We start from the raw sequence: 22658 nt of genomic DNA, 5'->3' as shown, positions 1-22658 counted from the left end.
CGGAGGGCGAGAGGGCTGAGGGAAAGACAACGCATTGGCCCTAAGGCCAGTTGCAGACTGCTCCGCCCTCGCCTGGAGCAGCACTTTGTAAACCATCCTCGGCCATAGTCCCCTCATGACCTATCGGAATGCCTGCAGCCTCACCGTCAGCCTGATCCTTCTCTCATGCTCGGCCCTGAGCAGCCTGAACGACGCGTGGGCGGCTTCTGAACCAGTGTCCACATCCGCTCCGGCGGGCCAGCCGGCAAATCCCACCGCTCCCTCGTTGAGACCTGAACTGCGACAGAAAGCTGCAGCACCGGCTGTTCCAAACCCTGTCCCATCGGCATCCACACTGAATATTCCGGTTGCAACGATCTCGCAGGATACCCGCCCGACCCTGGATGCCAGCACCTTCATCAATACCATGCGGGCTGCCTGGACCTACAAGCGCATTGCCGAGGCGGGAGGCTGGCCCTCGCTCCCTGACGGAACGATCATGAAGGCGGGCGACAAGGGACCGCTCGTTCCAGTTCTCCGGCAACGTCTCATTGCCGAGGGAGATCTCTCTTCCGAATTCGCGAGCGGCACGACCTTCGACCCCGCTCTCACCAGCGCGGTCAAACGCTTCCAAGCACGGCATGGACTTCCGGAATCCGGCGCCGTGCGGGCAAGGACATTGGCAGCGCTCAGCGTTTCTGCGGCAACGCGCCATCGTCAACTCACCGCATCCGCACAACGGTTGGCAAGCTCCACTTTCCCGTTTAGTGGACGGTATGTCGTGGTCAACATTCCCTCGGCTGCCGTGGAGGCTGTCGAGCAAGGCCAAGTTGTCCGGCGTTATGTCGCCATCGTCGGCAAGGCCGAGAGACCCTCGCCCACTGTCGAGACCCGCGTTACGGCCGTCAATCTCAATCCGACCTGGACGGTTCCGGTCTCGTTGATCAAGAAGGATATCATCCCTCACGTTCGGAAGGATCCAGACTATCTGCAGAAGATGAAGATCCGCATCCTGGATGCAAAGGGACAGGAGGTTGATCCAAAGGCCATCGACTGGTCGACGCAGAATGCCGTCAACTATACACTCCGGCAGGATCCAGGCGCAATCAACTCACTCGGTCAGATTCGCATCGACATGCCGAACAAGCATGCTGTCTACATGCACGACACGCCCAAGAAGCAGCTCTTCGCGCAGGATATCCGCTTTCATTCCTCGGGCTGTGTTCGTGTTGCCGATGTAGGTGATTTCGCCGAATGGTTACTGCGCGGCGCGAATGGACCTTCGGGAGCATGGACGAAAGCAGACATCGACGCCGCCATCGTCAGTACGGCGCGTCAGGATATCCGGCTCGACAAACCGGTCCCTGTCGCATGGGTTTACTTGACAGGGTATGCAACGTCCGACGGCACCGTCCACTTCCGAGACGATGTCTATGGCCTCGATATACCGAGAAGCGAGCCATCTCCCGAACTGGATGCTCTCGATGTGCCGGCGACCGCTTCCATCAAGTCCAAGCGCCTGTGAGCTCCGTCGAAGTCAGTGAAATTGATGTATCACAAACTCTTTCTGCGCAGCAGACGTCCGGATGATGGCACAGTCATGCGGGCCTTACGCCATTCGAACACCACATCCTGAAGCATGTCGATGGCTGCCATGGCTTGGGCGCGCGAGACTGCAATGACTGCAGGGTCGCGCAAGGCGAAGCGATCCGTGTCTCGAGCAAGCCGCCTGCAGCGGTCCTCTACGAGACGCCTCGCCGCCTGCAGGCGCGGATGCGGTGTTCCGGCGTCCGTCATCTCGTCGCAGAAACGCAGAACGTCGCGCGCAAGATTCTCTCCTGAATACAGGCCTGAGTAGTTATCGATCATGCTGCGGACATAACCGAGCGAGTATCGGATTTCCTGTCTTAATACCGTATCGCTGCTCATCGCGCTTCCCCGGACATGGAGTTGCATTCCTGCCTGCATGGGCGATGAAGTGGGTTATGCCCCGCCGATCTCTAAAAAGTTGTTAGCCTGGCTTTCCGGACTGCCGCTCAGAAGGGGGACTGACTGGAGGCAAGGCAGGCTGGGAGCTGCGCTCCGTCACTATGATCTCGGAGAACTGAAACTTCTCCAGAATAGGGCCTGCAACGATCCCGGCAACAAACACGAATGCAGCGACCATTAAGACTATCCGGCCATAATGGCTCAGCACATCTCTCAATGCCATGGACCCGGTTCCCGCTTGCTTCGTTGGATAAAAGTTTAGGAGACGTTGCTCCAGTCGCCAATAGACCAAAGCATAAGATTTGGCGGACACCCGAGCCAAACGCTTGAGCAATTTGCCGGAAGAGCCGGCAACCAAAGCGCTTTCGGACTCAGAAACTTTGCAAAAAAAATTTTTGGACCGGATATGAATGATGTCCTTGTTCGCCCTCTTTGAAATATTGTACTGAGTAACCCCTGGGCGTATCAGGTTCAGTGATCCCGTTAAATCTGCTCACCTACATTGTGCATGCCGCAGATCATCATCTCCGCTCATCGGGTGAACAATTCAGCCTTGTTTGATTTGATCACTGGTGGAACAGGATTGCTTGAATGTCTTACTCACCTGTCTTCTCTGCCTCAAAACACCACGAGGAACTTGGGACCTCCTTCTACGACATCGTTGAACCGGCAAGCTTTCCGCAGCACATCCTACGCTACCGCAACCAGCGTTGGGCAGCGCGGGTAGGTCTTGATGCATTGGACGATCAGGAATGGATCGACCATTTCGGCCGCTTCAGGCCCTTGCCTGGAAGCTTCGAGCAACCACTGGCCCTGCGCTATCACGGCCACCAATTCAGGGTCTACAATCCTCACCTCGGCGACGGGCGCGGCTTTCTCTTCGCGCAACTCAAAGACGCAGAGGATGGAAGGGTTCTCGACCTCGGGACCAAGGGGAGCGGCCAGACACCATGGTCACGCCACGCAGATGGCAGGCTCACGCTCAAGGGCGGCGTGCGAGAGGTTCTTGCGACCGAGATGCTGGAGGCACTCGGGGTAGAGACCTCCAAATCCTTCAGTCTGATTGAAACGGGCGATGAACTTGAGAGAGGCGACGAGCCGTCCCCGACCCGGTCATCCGTCCTGGTTCGCCTCAGTCACTCCCACATCCGCATCGGAACGTTTCAGCGCTTTCTGTATCTCAACGAAGCCGACAACATTCGCAAGCTGCTCAATTATTCTGTTCGCACCTATATGCCCGAGGCTTGGCGCGATGAGGAGCCTGCCCGTGCGGCTGCGTTTCTCGAGCACGTCTGCCGGCGTGTTGCTCGAATGGGCGCGCAGTGGATGGCAGCAGGATTCGTGCACGGTGTTCTCAACACCGACAACATCAATATTACGGGAGAAAGCTTCGATTACGGCCCGTGGCGCTTTCTACCCCACTACGATCCAGGTTTCACAGCAGCCTATTTCGATGAAACCGGCCTCTATGCTTTTGGACGCCAGCCCGATGCTCTGCTCTGGAACCTCTACCGCTTGGCGGAATGCCTGCTTCCCTTGGCTCCGCAGGATCTGCTGGAACAGGCCCTTGGCTCTTTCGAGTCTGCTCTCCATCGGGAGTTCGCACAGGCAATCCTGCACCGTCTCGGTCTCCAATCCAGGGGCTACACGCATGATGGGGCTTTGGCCAAGGCACTATGGATCTTCCTCCACGAGACCCGCGCTCCATTCGAACAGACGTTCTTTGACTGGTATGGCGGAGTCCTGAGCAGCGAGCGCCCAGCGAAGAGCAGTTCGGCAAGCTTCTATGCTCATGGGTCGTTTCAGGCATTCAGGACTGCACTTAGCGACTTCTCACCCTCGCCCGACATCAACCTCGAGCATCCTTACTTCCAACAACCTATGCCCTGCACCATGCTGATCGATGAAGTAGAGGCAATTTGGGCGCCGATTGCCGCTGAGGATGACTGGTCGCTCTTTAATGACAAGCTTAGGCATATTCGCACCATGGCCGAGGCCTATGGGGCTCGATGAACTTTTTTGGAAGATTATCTCGCATCCCTAAGCATATCCCTGATGGGTTATCTGCAGCTCATGAGCATCTTGGCTATTTTCAAATCGAAGCCACAGATCGAAATGCGACATAGCGTACACCTCAGGAAAGTTCCCCTTTCATAATGATTAGATTTTTATCAAACCCCAGGAACGTTATCCCTATACATGCGTCTATTAGCCAAGCAAGCTGTCATTAAGACGGCTACACATCGAAATTGGCTAATTATGTAGGTGAACACATGAAGCGTTCTCACGCTCTTGCTTTGTCTGGCGCAGCCCTCTTCCTCGCCGTCGGTTCCCCGGCCTTTGCCCAGAGCCTCAGACCTGGACCGCAATGCGTTCCGGCTGTCACAAATCCCTCCATGTACCACAACTGCCAACTTCGAATTGTGCAGGGCCAGGAGGTCTGTCGTTGCGCCATCCGTCCTCAGGCTTTGCGCCGGATGGATGATCGTACCAGTGAGCGAAATCAAAGGGATGACGTGACCGGCTCGATCAGCCGCGATCCGACAGTTGTTCCGGGCGCTGGAAGCCCGGTGGTCGGTTCGCCCAGCGGCGTCAATGATGGACGTGGTCCCAGCCGTGGCGGCGCCGTTGCGGATCGTGGCAACTCGGGAACCGGCAGCTCCGGTAGCGTCGGTGGGGCTGTCAATGACGGCCAGTCGCCGGGCGGTACGGGCAGTATTGGTGGCAACGGCAGCACAGGCGGAACCGGCAGCAATGGCGGAACCGGCGGCATTGGAGGTGATGGCGGAACAGGCGGCCCCGGCGGTACGGGTGGAACCGGCGGCAATGGTGGAGCCGGTGGCAACGGCGGAACAGGCGGCGTTGGCGGGTCGGGCAACGGGAATGGCAACGACCACGGCGGCCATGGCAATGGGAACGGCAGTGGCAATGGCGGCGGCCATGGCAACAATGGTCACGGAAACGACCCTGACGGAAATGACTCGTCCAATCCGGGCGGCTCGAACAACGGCGATGGAACGGACGCGGACGGCCCGGCCGGTAGCGGAAACGGGGGCGGCAACGGCAATGGCGGCGGCAACGGGAACGGCCGCGGCGGCAAGGACTGATCTAGCCTGACCGAATTTATGCGGAAGCCCGTGGCTGCAACTGCAGCCATGGGCTTTTGCTTTCTAACAGCATGGAGAGACGATTTTTTGAAAACTGTCCCATCCAACTGCAAATAGGAGTCAGACGAGATTCAACTCACAACAGAGGAGCGCTCAAGCGAACTTGGAATAATCAGGCTAGAGCCGCCTGGCAGGCACGCTCGTAGACCTCTTGATAGCGAGAAGCTGAACGGTCCCACCCGTGAGGCCTGTTCATCGCAGCGCGACGCATGGTCGTGAGGCGAGACCTTGAGCGAAACGTCTCAAGTCCTCGTCTGATCGCGTCTTTGAACCGGTTGAGCGAAGGCTCGCCGAACAGGAAGCCGGTGACGCCATCCTCGATCGTGTCGGCCAGCCCCCCGGTCTTGTGAGCGATCGGCAAAGAGCCGAAGCGCTGCGCATACATCTGGCTGAGGCCGCAAGGTTCGAAACGGGACGGCATGAGCAGGAAATCGCTGCCCGCATACATGCGACGAGCGTCACCCTCGTCGTAGCCGATCTTGACGCCGACAGAACCGGGATGCCGGCTCGATAGATTTCTTAGTTCAGCTTCAAAGCGAGCCTCGCCCTGGCCGATGACAGCAATCTGCCCCCCTTGGGACACGATGGTTTCGGTTGCCGAGATGGCGAGGTCGACGCCCTTCTGATGCACGAGGCGGGACACCACCGCGAAGAGAGGGCCGGAGGAGAGGTCGAGACCGAAACTCTTACGCACAGTGTTGGCGTTGGCGCGCTTGCCTCGGAAGTTCTCTGCTGAAAATCGGCTGACCAGATAAGGATCAGTGCTCGGATCCCAGCTTGCATCGATGCCGTTGATGATGCCGTCGAGACGTCCTTCCTCGGCGCGGGTTCTGAGCAGGCCATGGAGACCACAGCCGAATTCCGGGCGCGTGATTTCATTGGCGTAGGTGGAGCTCACGGTCGTGATATGCGACGAATAGTAGATTCCAGCTTTCAGGAACGACAGCTTGCCATAGAATTCAACGCCATTGATCTGAAAGGCAGCCTCGGGGATACCCAGGCAGGGCAAACGATTACGGTCGAAGTTCCCCTGATAGGCGAGATTGTGAATCGTCAGGATCGTGGGAATGCGCTGCCCACGCCAAGCAAGGTACGCGGATGCGAGGCCTGATGGCCAATCGTTGAGATGAAGAAGATCGGCGCGCCACAAAGTATCGCCATTGCCACAGGCGATATCGGCTGCCGCTAATCCGAGGCGCGCGAAGCGGATGTCGTTGTCGCTCCAGTCCGCACCGAAGCTGTCGACATAAGGCGATCCGTCTCGGTCGTAGAGTTCCGGACACAGGAGCACGTAGACAGTCAATCCATCTTGGGTCGTTCCGCGTCCAAGACCGCAGGCCGGTATGCCGAAGGAAGCCGGCAGACGGGCGATCTCCTCCAGGTCCTTGATCTGCGACAGAACCTGACGGTAACCGGGGATCAGGATCCGCACATCATAGTGATGGCGCAAGGCACGCGGCAAGGCTGCGGCCACCTCACCGAGGCCGCCAGCCTTGATGTAGTCGGCGATTTCGGAAGTGACGAAGAGAATTGACTGACGGCGCTTGATGGAAACGGAGACTTGGGAGCCGCTCAGAAGTTCGGCATGCGCCAAGGTCGAGACACCTGAAACAGTGTCCAGTTGAGATGAATCCAGCATGTTCGCTCAGAGGCGCAATCCCCACCGACTCCCCGCGCCATAGGCAGTCGGGCTTTTAACTCGCTCACCCCCAAGATGGTTCCGCAGAAATTTCTGAAAATTTCTGACTAGTCCATTTAGCCAGCTTGGCTATGGCATCGTCGAGCAGTTGAGGTCTGTACACTCACAGCTTGGCTGTTTTTTTCTGTTGCTCCGGAACATTGCCCTGCAATGCTCGTTCGCAAGTGCCTTCCCCATGCTTCTCCGGAGTTCCGATGCGGCGCGTCCATTCCATGCCCTTTGGGGCTGAGATAACTCCCAATGGTGTTCGCTTCTCCCTGTGGGCTCCGACAGCCCAGGACGTTCGGCTCCTGCTGGATGATGCAGAGTTGCCAATGACGGCGGGTGACGATGGCTGGTACTGCCTCGTCTCGCAGGATGCCCATGCGGGCAGCCGCTATGGCTATAAAATTGACGGCAATCTTGTGGTGCCAGATCCAGCCTCCCGGTTCCAACCGGATGACGTTCACGGCCTGAGCCTCGTCGTCACCCCCAACAAATATCAATGGTCCGACACCTCCTGGACTGGACGGCCATGGGAGGAAACCGTCCTCTATGAAGTTCATGTGGGAACAGCGACACCGGAGGGCACCTATGCAGGCCTGATGGCCAGACTTGAAGACCTGCGCGATCTCGGCATCACCGCCATTGAACTCATGCCCATCGGCGAGTTCCCGGGGCGGCGGAACTGGGGCTATGATGGGGTCCTGTCCTACGCGCCGGATGCCGCCTATGGCAGCCCTGACGATCTGAAGCGCCTTGTCGAATGCGCGCACGCGCTCGGCATCATGGTCTTTCTCGACGTGGTCTACAATCACTTCGGTCCTTCGGGAAATTATCTCCACGCTTATGCCAAGACCTTCTTCACGGATCGCCATCCGACGCCTTGGGGAGCAGGCATCAACGTGGATGGAGAAGGCAGCCGCAATGTGCGCGACTTCTTCTTTCACAACGCGCTTTACTGGCTGGAGGAGTTCCATTTCGACGGACTTCGCTTCGATGCCGTTCACGCCATCGTGGACGACGGCAGGCCCCACTTCATCGAAGAGCTGGCAAACAGAATTCGCGAAGCGATCCCTGACCGCCACATCCATCTGGTGCTCGAGAACGAGGCTAACCAAGCGCGCTGGCTCGGTCGTGACAGCAAAGGGCAACCGACGCTCCACACGGCACAATGGGCCGATGACATCCACAACTCGTGGCATGCCCTTCTCACCGGCGAGGACGAGGGTTATTACGAGGATTATGCCAACCGCCCGCTCGAGCATCTCGGGCGGGCGCTGGCGGAAGGCTTTGCCTATCAGGGGGATCCGTCTCCGCACAAGGATGGCGTCGTCCGCGGAGAACCCTCGGGTCATCTGGCGCCGGCGGCCTTCGTATCCTTCCTCCAGAATCACGATCAGGTGGGCAATCGCGCCTTCGGCGAACGTCTGTCGCATCTGATCCCGCCTAAGCGCTTGGCGCTCGCGCAGGGCATCTTCCTCCTGTCGCCGCATATCCCGCTGATCTTCATGGGTGAGGAATGGGCCGCCTCAACGCCGTTTCAGTTCTTCGTCGATTTCGAGAGCGAGCCAGATCTGGCCAGGGCCGTGCGCGAGGGCCGGCGTGGCGAGTTCAAGCGCTTCAAGGCCTTCACGGATCCGGAGATGTCACAGCGCATTCCCGATCCGACGGAGCGCGCGACGTTCGAGCGCTCCAAGATCGATTGGTCCGAGGCTTCGCAATCGCCCCATCAAGAGGTTCTCGCACAGACCCGTCACCTGCTTGACCTCCGGCAAACGGAGATCGTGCCCCTTCTGAAAAGCCAGTATCGCGGCTCCAACTACACGATTTCCCCCGAAAAATCTCTCGACGTGACCTGGACCTTCTCGGCCGGCACGCTTCGCCTGTTGGCTAATTTCGGCGACCGGCTGGTGAGTGGGACCACTAATGAAACTATTCGCGTGCTCTGGTCGAGTGAAAGTGCCGGGATTGCCGACGAGGGTCTTCAGCTTCCGCCGTGGAGTGCAATCGTTATGAAGAGGACATACGCATGAGCAAGCTGGACGCTCTGCTGGAGCGGATGGCCGCGCTCGTCGGCATTTCCTCGGATTACAGCGATGCCTTCGGAAAGAGGGTCGAGACGAGTTCCGACACCCGCAAGGCGCTGCTCGCTGCCCTCGGGCTCGACGTTAAATCCGAAAAAGGTGCGCAGGAGAGCCTGAAGCGGCTGGAACGGCTGAAGGCAGGGCCGGTGCCCACGATCCTAACCATGGAAGCCAATGCGCCTGCGAAGATCACATTGCGCGGCGCTGTCGGAGCATCAGCCTGGACCCTGACCGAGGAAGGCGGAACCACTCATGAAGGCCGGCTCACGAAAGACGGCCGCGTGCTCGATCTGCCCACCCTTCCAATGGGCTATCACCGGCTCCGTCTGGGCGATCAGGAAGCAACTATCATCGCTGCTCCTGACAGGTGCTGGGAGCCCGAAGCCCTGAAGGGTGACACAGGGCTATGGGGGCTGACGGCACAGATCTATTCCCTGCGCTCGGAGCGCGATCTCGGGATCGGCGATTACTCGGACATGGCCCTCGCCGCGGAGAGCGTCGGCCGTTTCGGCGGCGCGTTCCTGGGCCTCAGCCCGGTCCATGCGCTGTTCGCGGCGGACCGTTCTAAGATCTCACCCTATTCTCCATCGTCACGCCTGTTCCTCGAATCCCTCTATATCGACCCGACAACTGTTGAGGGCTTTGCAGAGAGCGGTGCGCAGCAGCTTCTCGAAGCTTCAGACGTGCAGCAGCGTCTCGCCAAGGTGCGTGCTGCCTCACTCATCGATTATACTGAGGTCTGGCACATCAAGCGCCCCGTTCTCGACGCTCTCTGGTCTTGGTTCCAAGCCTCTGGCGACAAGGCTGCCTTCGAGTCGTTCCGCCTGGAAGGTGGCGAGGCTCTGGAGGCGCATGCCACCTTCGAGGCGCAATCAGAGCATTTTACGTCGCAAGGAAAACTCTGGGCCGGCGAGTGGCCCGAGGCCTTCCGGTCCGTTCATTCTGACGAGGTCAGGCGCTTTCGCTTGCAGGAAGCCGAGCGTGTCGCCTTCCATGCCTGGCTGCAATGGCTGGCCGATCGGCAGTTGGGTCAGGCTTCTGAGCGGGCCCGCGCTGCCGGACTTCCCATTGGGCTCTATCGCGACCTCGCTGTCGGGTCGGATGGTGGCGGCTCCGAGATCTGGGCGACACCGGAGCGCTATGCTCCGGGGCTGTCCATCGGCGCACCGCCCGACCCGCTTGGGCCCCAGGGACAGGATTGGGGCCTGCCGCCCTTCAACCCACTCACCCTTGAGGAGCAGGGCCTTGCCGCCTTCCGCGATCTCGTCTCGGCCAACATGCGCCATGCGGGCGCGATCCGCATCGATCATGCCTTTCAGCTTCAGCGCCTGTTCCTCATCCCTTCCGGCGCTCCCGCCTCGCAGGGTGCCTATGTGAATTATCCGTTCGAGGCCATGCTGGCGGTGCTGCGCATCGAAAGCCACCGCGCCCGCTGTCTTGTGATTGCGGAGGATCTCGGCACGGCACCGGAAGGCTTTTCCGACGCGATCATGGCATCCGGCGTCCTCAGTTACCGGGTGCTCCCCTTCGAGCGGGATGGATCCGCCTTCAAGAAACCGGACCAGTATCCCCGCTCGGCCCTCGCGGTGATCACCACCCACGACCTGCCGACCTTTACCGGGTGGTGGCGCGGCCTCGATGTAGACCTGCGCCAAACTCTTGGCATCTTCGATCCGAAGACCTCCGATCGGGAGCGTTCCGCACGCAAGGCTGACAAGAGCCATTTTGCCGAGGCGCTTGCGAACGAGGGCCTGCTGCCGTCGATGCGGGCGCCAGAAGAGCCGCCGCTGGAGGCCACTATCCGCTATCTTGCACGTACGTCATCAGTGCTCACGGCGGTGCAGATCGAGGATGCGTCCGGCGAGTTGAACCAGCCCAACATGCCGGGCATGGATGTCGGCCATCCCAACTGGCGCCGCAGGCTGTCGAACACGATCGAGGAGATCGCCTCCCCTAGCAGTCTGATGGCGAAGCTCGCTGTCGCCCTCACTGAAGAAGGGCGGGACGTGCGCGCCCGCAGGAGCACCCTCGCCGCGCCACCGCCCCGCGCCACTTATCGCCTGCAGTTTCACAAGGATTTCACCTTTGATGATGCCGTGAAGATTGTGCCCTATCTGGCGAAACTCGGCATCAGCCATGTCTATTCCTCGCCCATTCAGGCGGCCGCCCCCGGATCCACCCACGGCTATGACATTGTCGACCACGCGGTGATCAATCCGGAACTCGGCGGAGAAGAGGGGTTTCACCGCTTCTCGGAGGCCCTGAAGGAGCACGACCTCAAGCTCGTACTCGACATCGTGCCAAACCACATGGGCGTCGGCGGCCAGTCCAATAGCTGGTGGCTCTCCGTGCTGGAATGGGGACGTCTCTCACCTGTCGCCGAGGCTTTCGACATCGATTGGGAGCGACCCGGAGCTAACGGCAAGCTGATCGTGCCCTCCCTGGGTGGGCTTTACGGCGAGGTTCTCGAAAGAGGCGAGCTGCAGCTGAAATTCGACTCTGCGGAAGGATCCTTCAGTGTCTGGCATTGGGAGCATCGCTTCCCTGTTTGTCCCACCACTTATCCCGAGATCCTCGATCGCGCTCTGGCATCGTTGAGCAATCCCGCCAAGGCCGGGAAGCTGCGAAGAATGACCGAGCATTTGCGAGCCATGGGGGAGCAGGGGGAGAGTGAAGACGCCGCCTCTCGCGTCGAAGAAGCAGAAGCGTTGAAGCAAGAGCTGGCTGAGGCCGTTGCCGCTTCTTCGGATCTGCGCAAGGCCATCGACAAGGCCGTGGCGGCCATCAACGGCAGCCCGGATGATCCGGGTAGCTTCGATGCCCTGCATCGCCTCCTGGAGGCGCAGGCCTACCGCCTGTCGTTCTGGCGGGCGGCATCGAGTGACATCAACTATCGCCGGTTCTTCGACATCAACACCCTGGCCGGCATTCGCGTCGAGATCCCGCAGATCTTCGAGAAGACCCATGAGCTGATCTTCCGCCTCGTGAATGAGGGTCATGTTCACGGCCTCAGGATCGACCACATCGATGGCCTCGCCGATCCGGAGGGCTATGCCCGCACCCTTCAGGAGAAGGTCGGCCCAGGCTTCTATGTGGTGGTCGAGAAGATTCTGGAACCCGGCGAGGAGCTGCGTCCCTGGCCCGTCGCCGGGACGTCGGGATACGATACGCTCAACCTGATCGATGGCGTACTGGTGGACGGACGATCGGGCGGTGCATTCGAGCGGATCTACCGCGAGGCATCGGGCCTACAGGGCTCTTATGAAGATCTCCTCCGGCAGGCCAAGGTCGAGATCACCGAGAAGAACTTCGCCAGCGAGCTTGGGGTTCTGGTATCGGATATCAAGGCTGTTGCCGATGCCAGCCGCCGCACCCGCGATTACACGACCTTCGCCCTGCGCCAAGCGCTGGTGGAAATCGTTGCGGCATTTCCGGTCTACCGCAGCTATCTGACGAATGGCGAACCTGCTACCGAGGACATACGCCTGATCGAGGCGACGACCGACGCGGCCAAAGGATCCAGCACCCTCCCGGATCGAACCGTGCATGACTTGATCGCCGCCATCCTTCTAGGGCGGCTTCCGTCCGGCGCCCCTGGCGATGTGCGCCGCTTCCGCCGCCGTTTCCAGCAGCTTACGGGTCCTGTCATGGCCAAGAGCCTGGAAGACACGCTCTTCTACCGCTACGGACGCCTGATTGCCTTGAACGAGGTGGGCGGTGATCCCGGCCATTTTGGCGTGGCACCGGACACGTTCCATCAGATGAACGTGGATCGTGCCCGGAACTGGCCCCATGCCATGATCGGCACCGCCACGCACGACACCAAGCGTGGCGAGGATGCACGCGCCCGGCTCCTTGCTCTCTCAGAGATGCCGGAAGAATGGGCGAAGGCCGTTGCCGTCTGGAAAGAGCTCGCATCCCCTCACCTGTCGGAGATCGACGGCGTTCCTGCACCGGATGCCAACGATCAGGCGATCCTGCTCCAGTCTCTTTTCGGCGCGTGGCCTTTAGAACTTCTGGGGAAAGCCGACCGCAAGAAGCTGGCTTCATTCCAGGAGCGGATGGAGGGATATCTCACCAAGGCGCTTCGTGAAGCCAAGCGACACACGAGCTGGGTTGCCCCGAATGAAGCCTATGAGAATGCTGCTATTGGACTCCTGAGGGCCGTCCTCGCCCCCAATAGTCCTTTCCTGGAGCGCTTCGGCGGCCTGCTCCGGCGCCTGTCCACATTGGGCATGCTGAATGGCTTGACCCGCACGATTCTCAAGCTGACGCTGCCGGGAGTGCCGGACATCTACCAGGGCACGGAGTTCTGGGATTTCTCCCTGGTTGATCCCGATAACCGACGTCCGGTTGATTACACGGCCCGGGCAAGGGCTCTGGAGAAGGGGGAACCGCTCACCTCTCTAATGAGCAGCTGGACGGATGGGCGCGTCAAGCAGCGGATCATCTCTGCCGTGCTGCGAGACCGGATGCAATCACCGGCGCTTTACGCCGAAGGCGAGTATCAGATTCTGAAAGTCCAAGGTGAGCATGCAGACCATCTTCTTTCCTATTCCAGGCGGCTTGGCACCGATGCTCTTGCCGTCGTCGTTCCGCGCCTGTGGGCGGGCTTGATGAAGAGGGATGATCTATCCTTCGACGCCGCAAGTTGGGGTGACACAAGCATCGAACTGGCTCGAGGTCGCTGGAAGAACGTGATAACAGGAGACGAGATCCTCATTGATCAGGATCGGACAAGAGTATCCGGCTTGATGAAGGAGGTCCCGTTCGCCATTCTCAAACTGAAACCATCAATGGCGAGTGCAAATTGAGCGTGACGATAAGCCTAACTTATAGTTCAGCTTGTCGGGGACTTCCTGCAGGCTTGCGCGTTGATGAACACAGACATTTCGCCTCGCTTGGCTTCCGAGATTTCCAATGAACGACAAAGTCGATATCCGTGAGCAGTCGCCGGCTCAGATCGTGGCCCCGAACGTGCGCCGCACCTCCCGCGTCCGGGAAGGACTTCCCTATCCCCTTGGAGCCACATGGGACGGGCTGGGCGTCAATTTTGCCATCTTCTCCGCGAATGCCACGAAGGTTGAGCTTTGCCTGTTCGATGAGGATGGCCATCGAGAGATCGAAAGGGTCGAGCTTCCGGAATATACCGACGAGGTCTGGCATGGTTACCTGCCGGATGCGCGACCGGGCACGACCTATGGCTACCGCGTTCATGGCCCTTACGAGCCAACGGCCGGCCATCGCTTCAACCCCAACAAACTCCTGCTCGATCCCTATGCCAAGCAGCTCATCGGGGACCTGAAGTGGAACCCGGCCCTGTTCGGATACACGCTCGGCTCTCCGGACGCCGACTTGTCTTTCGATGAGCGCGACAGCGCACGATTCATGCCGAAATGTCGGGTCGTCGAGTCGGCGTTCACATGGGCGCGGGCGCGCCGGCCACAGATCCCGTGGGAGCGGACGATCATCTACGAGACCCATCTGCGTGGCTTCACCATGCAGCATCCGGCCGTGCCGAAGGAGTTTCGCGGCACATTTTCGGGGCTCATGCAGCACGAGGTGATTGAGTACATCAAGAATCTTGGTGTCACTGCGGTCGAACTGCTGCCGATCCACGCTTTCGTGGACGACAGCTACTTGGTCGAGAAGGGACTGAAGAATTACTGGGGCTACAACTCAATCGGTTTCTTCGCACCGCAGCCGCGCTACCTTGCAACGCCCTTCATCAACGAGGTGAAGGAGATGGTCAGCCATCTGCATGATGCCGGGATCGAGGTGATCCTCGACGTGGTCTACAATCATACCGCCGAAGGCAATGAGTTAGGGCCGACCTTGTCCTTCAGGGGCATCGACAACGCCTCCTACTACCGGCTTGCGCCTGATCCGCGCTACTACATCAACGATACGGGAACCGGCAATACGGTGAATCTCAGCCACTCCCGTATCCTCCAGATGGTTACGGACTCCCTGCGCTACTGGGCGCAGGAGGTCCAGATCGACGGCTTCCGTTTCGACCTCGCGACGATTCTGGGCCGCGAGCCGCATGGTTTCGAGGAAGATGGCCGCTTCCTTGATGCCTGCCGCCAGGATCCCGCGCTTAGTCAGGTTAAGCTGATCGCCGAGCCGTGGGATTGCGGACCGGGTGGCTATCAGGTCGGCCGCTTCTCGCCCGGCTGGGCAGAGTGGAACGATCGCTACCGCGATACGGTGCGCGCCTATTGGAAGGGCGATGAAGGAAAGCTGCCGGAGCTTGCAGCCCGCATCACCGCATCGGCGGATATCTTCAACAAGCGCGGACGCCGGCCCTGGGCCTCAGTCAACTTCGTCACGGCCCATGACGGCTTTACGCTGAACGATCTTGTCTCCTACAACGAGAAGCACAACGAGGCGAACGGCGAGGACAACAAGGACGGTCACGACCACAACCTCTCCTCCAACTACGGTGTGGAGGGGCCGACCGACGATCCCGAGATCCGCTCACTGCGGTCGCGCCAGATCCGCAACATGCTGGCTACCCTGCTCTTCTCGCAGGGGACACCCATGCTGCTGGCAGGCGATGAATTCGCGCGTACACAGCAGGGCAACAACAATGCCTATTGTCAGGACAACGAGGTATCCTGGATCGATTGGGAGTCAATCGACGAGGATGGCGTCGAACTGCTCGAATTCACCCGCAAGCTGATCCAGTTGCGCCAGAACCTGCCGATCCTCCGACGCGGGCGCTTCCTCTCCGGCGTCTATAACGAGGAGCTCGATGTCAAGGACGTGACGTGGCTCACGCCCGCAGGCGACGAGATGACGCCCGAAAACTGGGAGGATCCGAATGCACGCTGCATCAGCATCCTGCTGGATGGCCGAGCTCAGCCGACGGGCATCCGCAGGCGCGGCACGGACGTGACCCTCCTTCTCATCCTGAATGCCCATAACGACGTGGTGAAGTGCACCTTGCCGGAGGTGGTCGGCGGCGAGACATGGATGTGTCACATCGATACCAACCAACCGGACCTGGACGCACCGGCGGAATTCGGCTTCGGCAAGATCTATACGGTCACAGCCCATTCCCTTCTGCTGTTCCAGCTGAAGCCTGCAAAACAGCCGAAGCCAGGGAAACGAAAGAGCACCTGACACGGCGCTCTTCCGACGAGCTCATGCCGAGATGCAGGACCGGTACAGGTCGGCATATTGCCTTGCAGGGCGCTGCCAACTGACATCCGCGCTCATGCCGTTATGCTGGAGACGCCGCCATGCCTCCCGGTCGCGCCAGAGAGCTCTCGCACGCTCGAGAGCATCCGTGAACGGTGAGAGTGCGACCGGCCCGAACTGGAAACCCGTGGCGACACCGGCTGCAATGGCCATCTCATTGGCGTCAATCACCGTATCAGCTAGTCCGCCCACCCGAGACACGATGGGAACGCTCCCGTAGCGCATGGCACAGAGCTGCGTCAGGCCACAGGGCTCGAACCGCGACGGCACGAGCAGGGCATCGCTGCCGCCTTGGATCAGGTGAGCGAGTTCCTCGTCGTAGCCGAAGAAACATCCAACCTGACCAGGATAGACGGTACTGGCGCTCTGAAAGCCGCTCTCAAGGATCTTGTCTCCTGAACCCAGCAGCGCCAGTTGTGCTCGATCCGAAAGGAGCCTTGAGAGACCAGCGAGCACGAGGTCGAGGCCTTTCTGATCGAATAATCGGCTGACGACGCCGAAGAGCATCGCGTCAGGGTCTTGGCTCAGGCCCAGGCGCTTCTGAAGAGCCGCCTTGTTGATTCGACGACCATCGATATCGTCACGATTGTAGGTCTGCGCGAGGTGCATGTCCGTAGCGGGATCCCAGACCGTATCATCGATCCCGTTGAGAATCCCGGACACGACGTTCGAGCGTACCCGCAGCAATCCATCAAGGCCTATGCCGCCTTCAGGCGTCTGAATTTCTTTGGCATAAGTCGGTGAAACGGTTGTGATCCGATCTGCGTGCTGCAGGGCGGCCTTCAGAAAGCCGATCTGCCCGTAATATTCGACGCCGTCGATGGTGAATGTGCTGGCTGGCAAGTCCAGCTCCGACAGCAGATATGCCGGAAAAACGCCCTGGAAGGCGATATTGTGGATCGTCACGACTGTTGCCGGGCTTCGGCCTCCCGCGAGCCTGATGTAAATCGGCAAGAGGCCTGCCTGCCAATCATGAGCATGAATGACGTCGGGCACGAAGCCTGTTGCGACTCCCTGCGCGATATCTGCTGCCGCTCGGGAGAGAGCTGCGAAGCGCTGTGCGTTGTCCGCCCAGTCCCTGCCATCCGGCGCAAGGTAGGGAGAGCCGGGCCGGTCGAACAGATGCGGGGCATCAATGACGAAGAGATCCAGGTTCCCTGCCCTTCCCGACAGCAGGCTTGCCGTTCCGCCAAAAAAGGCAGGATAGCGATGGACAACCTCCGAGACCCCGAGCGCCTTCAGCACGGCCGGGTATCCGGGAACAAGCGTGATCACTGCCACACCCTCTGCAGCAAGGGCGAATGGAAGGGCTCCGGCGACATCGGCCAATCCGCCGGTCTTGATGATGGGAAAGATCTCTGACGTGACGGAGAGAACGTTCAGGGGCCTCATCAGGCCAGCCTCTCGATCATCGGCTTCGTGATCAGGCTGATGCCCTTCTCGGTGCGGCGGAAGCGTTGGGCGTCGAGTTCGGGATCCTCGCCCACCACGAGTCCGTCAGGGATGCGCACGCCTCGATCGACGACGACGTTCTTGAGCCGCGCACCCTTTCCGACATCCACATAGGGAAGAATGACGGCTCCTTCGACGGAGGCGTGAGAATGGAGGTGCACGCCCGTGAAGACGAGCGACTGACGCAGGGACGCTCCCGATACGATGCAGCCGCTGGAGACGAGCGAGTTGATGGCGTGACCCCGGCGCCCATCCTCATCGTGAACGAACTTCGCCGGCGGCCATGTTTCCGTAAAGGTGGAGATCGGCCAGTCGTGATCATAGAGATCGAGAGAGGGAACGATGGCCGTCAGATCGATATTTGCCTCCCAATAGGCATCTACGGTTCCGACGTCCCGCCAATAGGCCTCGGCATCGCTCCCGCCGGCTTCTGCCCCGGAGCGGACGCATGAGCGCGTGAACCGATGCGCCACGGCTTTGCCGTGCTGAACCAGATAAGGGATAATGTCCTTCCCAAAATCCCGGTTCGAGCCAGGTGTCTCCGCGTCGCGCCTCAGTTGATCGAAGAGGAACCGGGTGTTGAAGACGTAGATGCCCATGCTCGCCAGGGCCTTGTCCGGATTGTCCGGCATGCCGGGCGGATCTGCAGGCTTCTCAAGGAAGGAGACGATCCGATCCGTCTCGTCAACCGCCATCACCCCGAAGCCGGTCGCTTCCATGCGCGGCACCTCGAGGCAGCCGACGGTCACGTCGGCCTCCATGTCGACGTGCTGCCGCAGCATGAGTTCGTAGTCCATCTTGTACACGTGGTCGCCAGCCAGGATGATGATGTACTCGGGATCGATGCTCGCGATGATGTCGATGTTCTGATACACCGCATCGGCCGTGCCTTCGTACCACATGGTTTCCGAGACACGCTGGCTGGCCGGCAGGATGTCAAAGCTTTCGTTGCGCTCGGCCCGAAAGTAGTTCCAGCCCCGCTGTAGATGACGGATCAGGCTGTGAGCCTTGTACTGCGTTGCCACTCCGATACGCCTGATGCCTGAGTTCAGAGCGTTCGACAGCGCGAAATCGATAATTCGTGTATTGCCGCCAAAATAGACGGCGGGCTTGGCACGAATGTCAGTCAGTTCCATCAATCGGCTGCCGCGCCCGCCCGCGAGAATATAAGCCATGGCATGACGTGCGAGAGGTCCGTAGGGAACGCTGGAATTCGGCAAGGCCGGGTCCTCACATCAAGGGCAATCACCTGATTATATAGAAGCTGACATGGATGCTGGTACTTGTCGCGCGCGCGACTTCAACGGAGTACCACCCGCGAGCCTTCGACCAGAGCCGAAGGCTTGTGTGCTGATCGAGCTCAGGTCACCCGCGTTGTCCGCCTGCGCTTCGGCGCGGCCGGAGCATCGCTGCTCTCTTCCACTGGAGCTGGAGCAGGGCTGCGCTTCTTGCGTGTCTTCGGAGCGACTGGAGGAGCCTCATCGGCCGTCATGCTGGTCATTCCTAAGGGAGCCGGATCAATCAGCGACGGGGGTTGGCTTCCTGATCCTTCACTGCTTTCGCCGAGAATCTCGCGCTCCGCCTGGTACCAATATTCGTCCGCCCGATCAGGGAGAGCACCGTGCCGCATCCAGAGCTCGTAAGCCCGTTCACGGATTTTGTTTTCAAGTTCCTTGTTCATAATTGCCCTTCAGTCCTGATGTCATGCCACAACCCGATAAAGCGCAGAAGAAGGCCAGTCGAGCCTTCATACCGTGGTCAACGCGCTCAGGGTGCGAACTGTGTAAATTATTAGGCGCTTCTTTGGATTGGCAACGGCAGGATCGTGAATCTGCAGCTAATGCCTGCTTAGAAATCGAACCACCAGCGATGAAATTTCAGGCGCCTTCAGAGGCCTCAGGCGCCCTGAAGCGGACAACCCTGTACACGTACCAGACCGCCAGACCCGCGAAGACAACATTTGAAACAGGGTTCAGCCATTCCGAAACCTTTTCGTACTGGCTCTCGAGCAGGTAACCGGCTCCGGCGAGGAGAATGGTCCATAAAGCCGTACCCAGGGAACTCCACAGCAGGAATGTGGAGACAGGGATGCAGTTCACCCCGGCCGGAACGGAGATCAGGGAGCGGATCGCCGGAATCAGGCGTCCGAAGAAAAGGGCAATCGCCTGATGTCGGGAGAAAAAGGCCCTGGCCTGATCCACCTCATCGGGATGCATCGTCAGCCATCGCCCATGCCTGGCAGCGAACCGCTTCAAACGTTTTGGGCCGATCCAGCGGCCGATGAGAAACCAGAAGTAAGCGCCGGCAAGCGAGCCGATCGTTCCAGCAAGGACGACCCCCATGAAGCTGAGCGTCCCCTTGGCGGCGGAGAAGCCGGCCAGAGGCATGATGACCTCCGAGGGGATGGGCGGAAAGACATTCTCAAGCAACATGAGCAGGGCAATTCCGACATAGCCGGTCTTCTCGATGAGGCTGACTATCCAATCGAACACGCTGTTTCACCGCTTCTGGAGAAATAGGGGAAATCGGGACACGGACTCGGTCCGCCCCGGAATAATGATTAAGATGCGCTCTGTCTCAACCCGGAACCTTGGCCTCGGTTCACGAGTTGGCACAGGACTCCGTTTAGGATCTTAGTCGCGTGCAGCTTCTGGAAGAAACGACGAGCCGGCAAGAACTTGGGTTCCCGCAGGCAGCCGAACGGCTGCCCGAGGGACCGATCTTGCGTCCAGGGCAGAATTGCTGGCGCATCGCCCAGGCTGAACGTGCCTCGGTCCTGATCGACGGCGCCGCTTACTTCGCCTGTCTGGAGGCGGCCTTGCGTCGTGCCCAGCGCTCTATTCTCATCATCGGCTGGGATTTCGATGGCAGTATCCGCCTGCGCCCGGACGTGAGCGCAGAGGAATCACCGCCACTCGGTCCGCTGCTCCGCTCCCTTGTGGAGGCTAAGCCGGACCTTGAGGTCAGGATCCTGGTGTGGAGCGTTGCCGTCGTGCATGCCCCCGGCGCTCCCGGCCCACTCATCTTCGGCGCCGACTGGCAGAACCATCCGCGCCTCCAGCTCAAGCTCGATACCCATCACCCGCTTTATGCGGCCCACCACCAGAAGATCGTCTGCATCGACGATGCCTTGGCCTTCGTCGGTGGCATGGACCTGACGGTCGAGCGCTGGGACACCCATCGCCATGCCTGCGACGATCCGATCCGGCTGAGGGATGATGGAAGCATCTACGAGCCGGTCCATGATCTTCAGATGCTCGTCGATGGCGAGGCCGCACGATCCATCGCCGAGGTCGGCTATGGCCGCTGGAAACTCGCGACAGGCGAAGAGCTGAACCCGACCTCGTCCAATGGCACCTATCCGTGGCCGGAGGAAATAATTGCGGATTTCGTCAACGTGCCGGTCGCCATCGCCCGCACCTATCCATCCTGGGGAGAACAGCCTGCCGCTCAGGAAGCAGCGGCTCTGACCCTCGATGCGCTCTCCGCCGCCAGGAAGAGCATCTACATCGAAGCGCAATACATGACCGCCCCCGCCATCGGCGACGTTCTCGAACAGCGATTGGCCGATCCCAATGGGCCGGAGATCGTCGTGATCCAGACGCACGAGTCCCACGGTTGGGCCGAAGAACTCGTCATGGGCACGAACCGGGACAGGTTGATTCGGCGTCTGCGCAAATGCGACCACTACAATCGTCTTCGGGTCTACTACCCGGTCATTCCCAACGGATCGGGTGGGGAATGCCAGGTGCTCATCCACTCAAAGCTCATCATCGTCGACGACGTGTTCCTGCGCATCGGCTCATCGAACCTCAACAATCGCTCCATGGGCCTCGACAGCGAGTGCGACCTTGCCATCGAGGCAGCGACCCAGGACGAGCGTCGGACGATCGCCGGCTTGAGAGACCGGCTCCTCGCCGAGCATCTCGAGACCGAGCCGGAGACCTTTGCCGAGGCTCTGGAGGGAGCAGGCGGGTCCGTCATCCAGGCCGTTGGCCGGCTCAATGCCCGAGAGCGCGGCCTGCGCGCCTTCGGAGCCATGGCCGACGAGGGGCCGGATGCACCGGCACCGGGAACAGGGCTCCTGGACCCTCTGGAACCGTTCGAGCCGCTCTCCCTGTTCCGCCGCCGCAAGGACTGACGTTTAAGCCTTTGCGGGGACCGAAGCATCTCCTTGAGCGCCTGAACCTCGATGCCGCAGGACCAGTTCGGTCACAGCAAACAGAATGCTCCCTAAGCCGAGCGGCATGAGAAAGTAGACGAACCGGAACACCAGCAGCGGCCCGATCAGATTGTCCTGGGGCATGAGATACATTACCACGCTCTCGATCACCCCGAGCCCTCCGGGCACATGGCTGACCAGCGCCGTCGCGTTGGCGATCACATAGACGGATGCCACGCCCAGATACGCCACGTCTGCCACGGCCGCGAGGGCCTGGTGGAGGCATGCGGCCACGAACGCGAAGTTGATGGATCCGATCAGAACCTGTCCGATGGCGAGGCGGAAAGCCGGGATCTCTAGGGACCAGCGCCGGATCCGCAACGGCCTGCGCACCACGATGGACAGGATCAGATACATCACCGGCACTGCAAGACAGCCCATGCCTAAGGCAATGACGACAGGATGGGTCAACCCTGTGATCTCCACGGCCAGGCCGGAACGCAGGAGCAAGGCCGCTCCGCCCAGCGTCAGAAGACCAAGCCCGACGGTGATCCCGCAGAAGACGATGACCTTCGCCACCTCGCCTGCATTAAGCCCCCATCGGCTGTAGAAGCGATAGCGCACCGCACCGCTGCTCAAGGCGGCTAATCCGATATTATGGCCGAGAGACAGGGCCGTGAAGGAGGCCAGGGCCGCTTTCGGATACGGAAGCGGCCGTTTGACATAGCGCAGGGCCAAGTAGTCGAAGAGGGTCAGGCACAGGTAGCTCGCTGCGGCAAAACCTGCGGCCCCCAGGAGCCTCGCGGTGGGAACGGCTGTGACGGCGGCGATCAGTTCGTCGAGGCTGTAGCGGCTGAGCGTGCGGTAGAGGAGAAAAGCCGCCAGACCGATGGCGGCCGCCGCGATCACATACTTCCAGTTCCGCATCCTCTCTCCTC

14 protein-coding genes are annotated in these 22658 nt (G+C 60.1%); 7 read left to right on the top strand and 7 right to left on the bottom strand.

All coding sequences use genetic code 11. The features are described 5' to 3' along the window. The first annotated feature begins 115 nt into the window (after positions 1-115). Positions 116-1504: a L,D-transpeptidase family protein gene (locus FHR70_RS06450; protein ID WP_183448194.1), complete on the top strand. Its 1389-nt coding sequence runs from the start codon at positions 116-118 to the stop codon at positions 1502-1504. 29 nt (positions 1505-1533) lie between these two features. Here the strand turns inward: FHR70_RS06450 and FHR70_RS06445 are convergent, their stop codons facing one another. After that, complete coding sequence (locus FHR70_RS06445) at positions 1534-1908, bottom strand: hypothetical protein (protein WP_183448192.1); 375 nt, start codon at positions 1906-1908, stop codon at positions 1534-1536. A 651-nt stretch (positions 1909-2559) separates the two neighbouring features. Between FHR70_RS06445 and FHR70_RS06440 the strand changes: the two genes are divergently transcribed. Continuing rightward, the gene (locus FHR70_RS06440; RefSeq protein WP_183448191.1) at positions 2560-3981 is read left to right on the top strand and encodes a protein adenylyltransferase SelO; all 1422 of its coding nucleotides are present in this window, start codon (positions 2560-2562) and stop codon (positions 3979-3981) included. 503 nt (positions 3982-4484) lie between these two features. Further along, positions 4485-5075, top strand: coding sequence for a PE family protein (locus FHR70_RS24290; protein ID WP_281381272.1), 591 nt, complete (start codon positions 4485-4487; stop codon positions 5073-5075). 172 nt (positions 5076-5247) lie between these two features. Here the strand turns inward: FHR70_RS24290 and glgA (FHR70_RS06430) are convergent, their stop codons facing one another. Continuing rightward, on the bottom strand, positions 5248-6774 hold the full coding sequence (glgA, locus tag FHR70_RS06430; protein WP_183448187.1) for a glycogen synthase GlgA: 1527 nt from the start codon (positions 6772-6774) through the stop codon (positions 5248-5250). 254 nt (positions 6775-7028) lie between these two features. Between glgA (FHR70_RS06430) and treZ the strand changes: the two genes are divergently transcribed. The 3 genes from treZ (at position 7029) to glgX (ending at position 16028) form a co-directional block, all read left to right on the top strand. Beyond that, positions 7029-8849: a malto-oligosyltrehalose trehalohydrolase gene (gene treZ / locus FHR70_RS06425; protein ID WP_183448185.1), complete on the top strand. Its 1821-nt coding sequence runs from the start codon at positions 7029-7031 to the stop codon at positions 8847-8849. After that, positions 8846-13714, top strand: coding sequence for a malto-oligosyltrehalose synthase (locus FHR70_RS06420; protein WP_183448183.1), 4869 nt, complete (start codon positions 8846-8848; stop codon positions 13712-13714). Before treZ ends, FHR70_RS06420 begins: the two co-directional genes overlap by 4 nt. Positions 13715-13820: 106 nt before the next feature. Continuing rightward, entirely contained in the window at positions 13821-16028 is a 2208-nt protein-coding gene (gene glgX, locus FHR70_RS06415) for a glycogen debranching protein GlgX (protein WP_183448181.1), read from the top strand. Positions 16029-16049: 21 nt separating this feature from the next. On the opposite strand, the gene glgA (FHR70_RS06410) is transcribed toward glgX, so the two are convergent. From glgA (FHR70_RS06410) to FHR70_RS06395, 4 genes are all read right to left on the bottom strand, one after another. Then, on the bottom strand, positions 16050-17498 hold the full coding sequence (gene glgA, locus FHR70_RS06410; protein ID WP_183448179.1) for a glycogen synthase GlgA: 1449 nt from the start codon (positions 17496-17498) through the stop codon (positions 16050-16052). Then, entirely contained in the window at positions 17498-18778 is a 1281-nt protein-coding gene (gene glgC, locus FHR70_RS06405) for a glucose-1-phosphate adenylyltransferase (protein WP_183448177.1), read from the bottom strand. The genes glgA (FHR70_RS06410) and glgC overlap by 1 nt, the downstream gene beginning before the upstream one ends. A gap of 140 nt (positions 18779-18918) precedes the next feature. Beyond that, complete coding sequence (locus tag FHR70_RS06400; RefSeq protein WP_183448175.1) at positions 18919-19239, bottom strand: DUF2934 domain-containing protein; 321 nt, start codon at positions 19237-19239, stop codon at positions 18919-18921. Between the two features lie 196 nt (positions 19240-19435). Further along, a complete protein-coding gene (locus FHR70_RS06395) occupies positions 19436-20050 on the bottom strand; it encodes a VTT domain-containing protein (protein ID WP_183448173.1) in 615 nt (204 codons plus the stop codon). A gap of 149 nt (positions 20051-20199) precedes the next feature. Here FHR70_RS06395 and FHR70_RS06390 point away from each other — a divergent pair, with 149 nt between their 5' ends. Next, positions 20200-21699 (top strand): phospholipase D-like domain-containing protein, encoded by a 1500-nt coding sequence (locus FHR70_RS06390; RefSeq protein ID WP_343058738.1) that lies wholly within the window; start codon positions 20200-20202, stop codon positions 21697-21699. 3 nt (positions 21700-21702) lie between these two features. Here the strand turns inward: FHR70_RS06390 and FHR70_RS06385 are convergent, their stop codons facing one another. After that, on the bottom strand, positions 21703-22647 hold the full coding sequence (locus FHR70_RS06385) for a lysylphosphatidylglycerol synthase domain-containing protein (RefSeq protein ID WP_183448171.1): 945 nt from the start codon (positions 22645-22647) through the stop codon (positions 21703-21705). Positions 22648-22658 lie beyond the last annotated feature (11 nt).

This window comes from Microvirga lupini (assembly GCF_014191055.1).
In the GTDB taxonomy this organism is placed as follows: Bacteria; Pseudomonadota; Alphaproteobacteria; order Rhizobiales; family Beijerinckiaceae; genus Microvirga; species Microvirga lupini_A.
This window is presented reverse-complemented; position numbering and strand designations above follow the sequence as displayed.

Excerpts from the sequence above, each read along its gene's own strand:
- FHR70_RS06450 (WP_183448194.1), top strand. The coding sequence starts at position 116 with ATGACCTATCGGAATGCCTGCAGCCTCACCGTCAGCCTGATCCTTCTC.
- FHR70_RS06445 (WP_183448192.1), bottom strand. The coding sequence starts at position 1,908 with ATGAGCAGCGATACGGTATTAAGACAGGAAATCCGATACTCGCTCGGT.
- FHR70_RS06440 (WP_183448191.1), top strand. The coding sequence starts at position 2,560 with ATGTCTTACTCACCTGTCTTCTCTGCCTCAAAACACCACGAGGAACTT.
- glgA (WP_183448187.1), bottom strand. The coding sequence starts at position 6,774 with ATGCTGGATTCATCTCAACTGGACACTGTTTCAGGTGTCTCGACCTTG.
- treZ (WP_183448185.1), top strand. The coding sequence starts at position 7,029 with ATGCGGCGCGTCCATTCCATGCCCTTTGGGGCTGAGATAACTCCCAAT.
- FHR70_RS06420 (WP_183448183.1), top strand. The coding sequence starts at position 8,846 with ATGAGCAAGCTGGACGCTCTGCTGGAGCGGATGGCCGCGCTCGTCGGC.
- glgX (WP_183448181.1), top strand. The coding sequence starts at position 13,821 with ATGAACGACAAAGTCGATATCCGTGAGCAGTCGCCGGCTCAGATCGTG.
- glgA (WP_183448179.1), bottom strand. The coding sequence starts at position 17,498 with ATGAGGCCCCTGAACGTTCTCTCCGTCACGTCAGAGATCTTTCCCATC.
- FHR70_RS06400 (WP_183448175.1), bottom strand. The coding sequence starts at position 19,239 with ATGAACAAGGAACTTGAAAACAAAATCCGTGAACGGGCTTACGAGCTC.
- FHR70_RS06385 (WP_183448171.1), bottom strand. The coding sequence starts at position 22,647 with ATGCGGAACTGGAAGTATGTGATCGCGGCGGCCGCCATCGGTCTGGCG.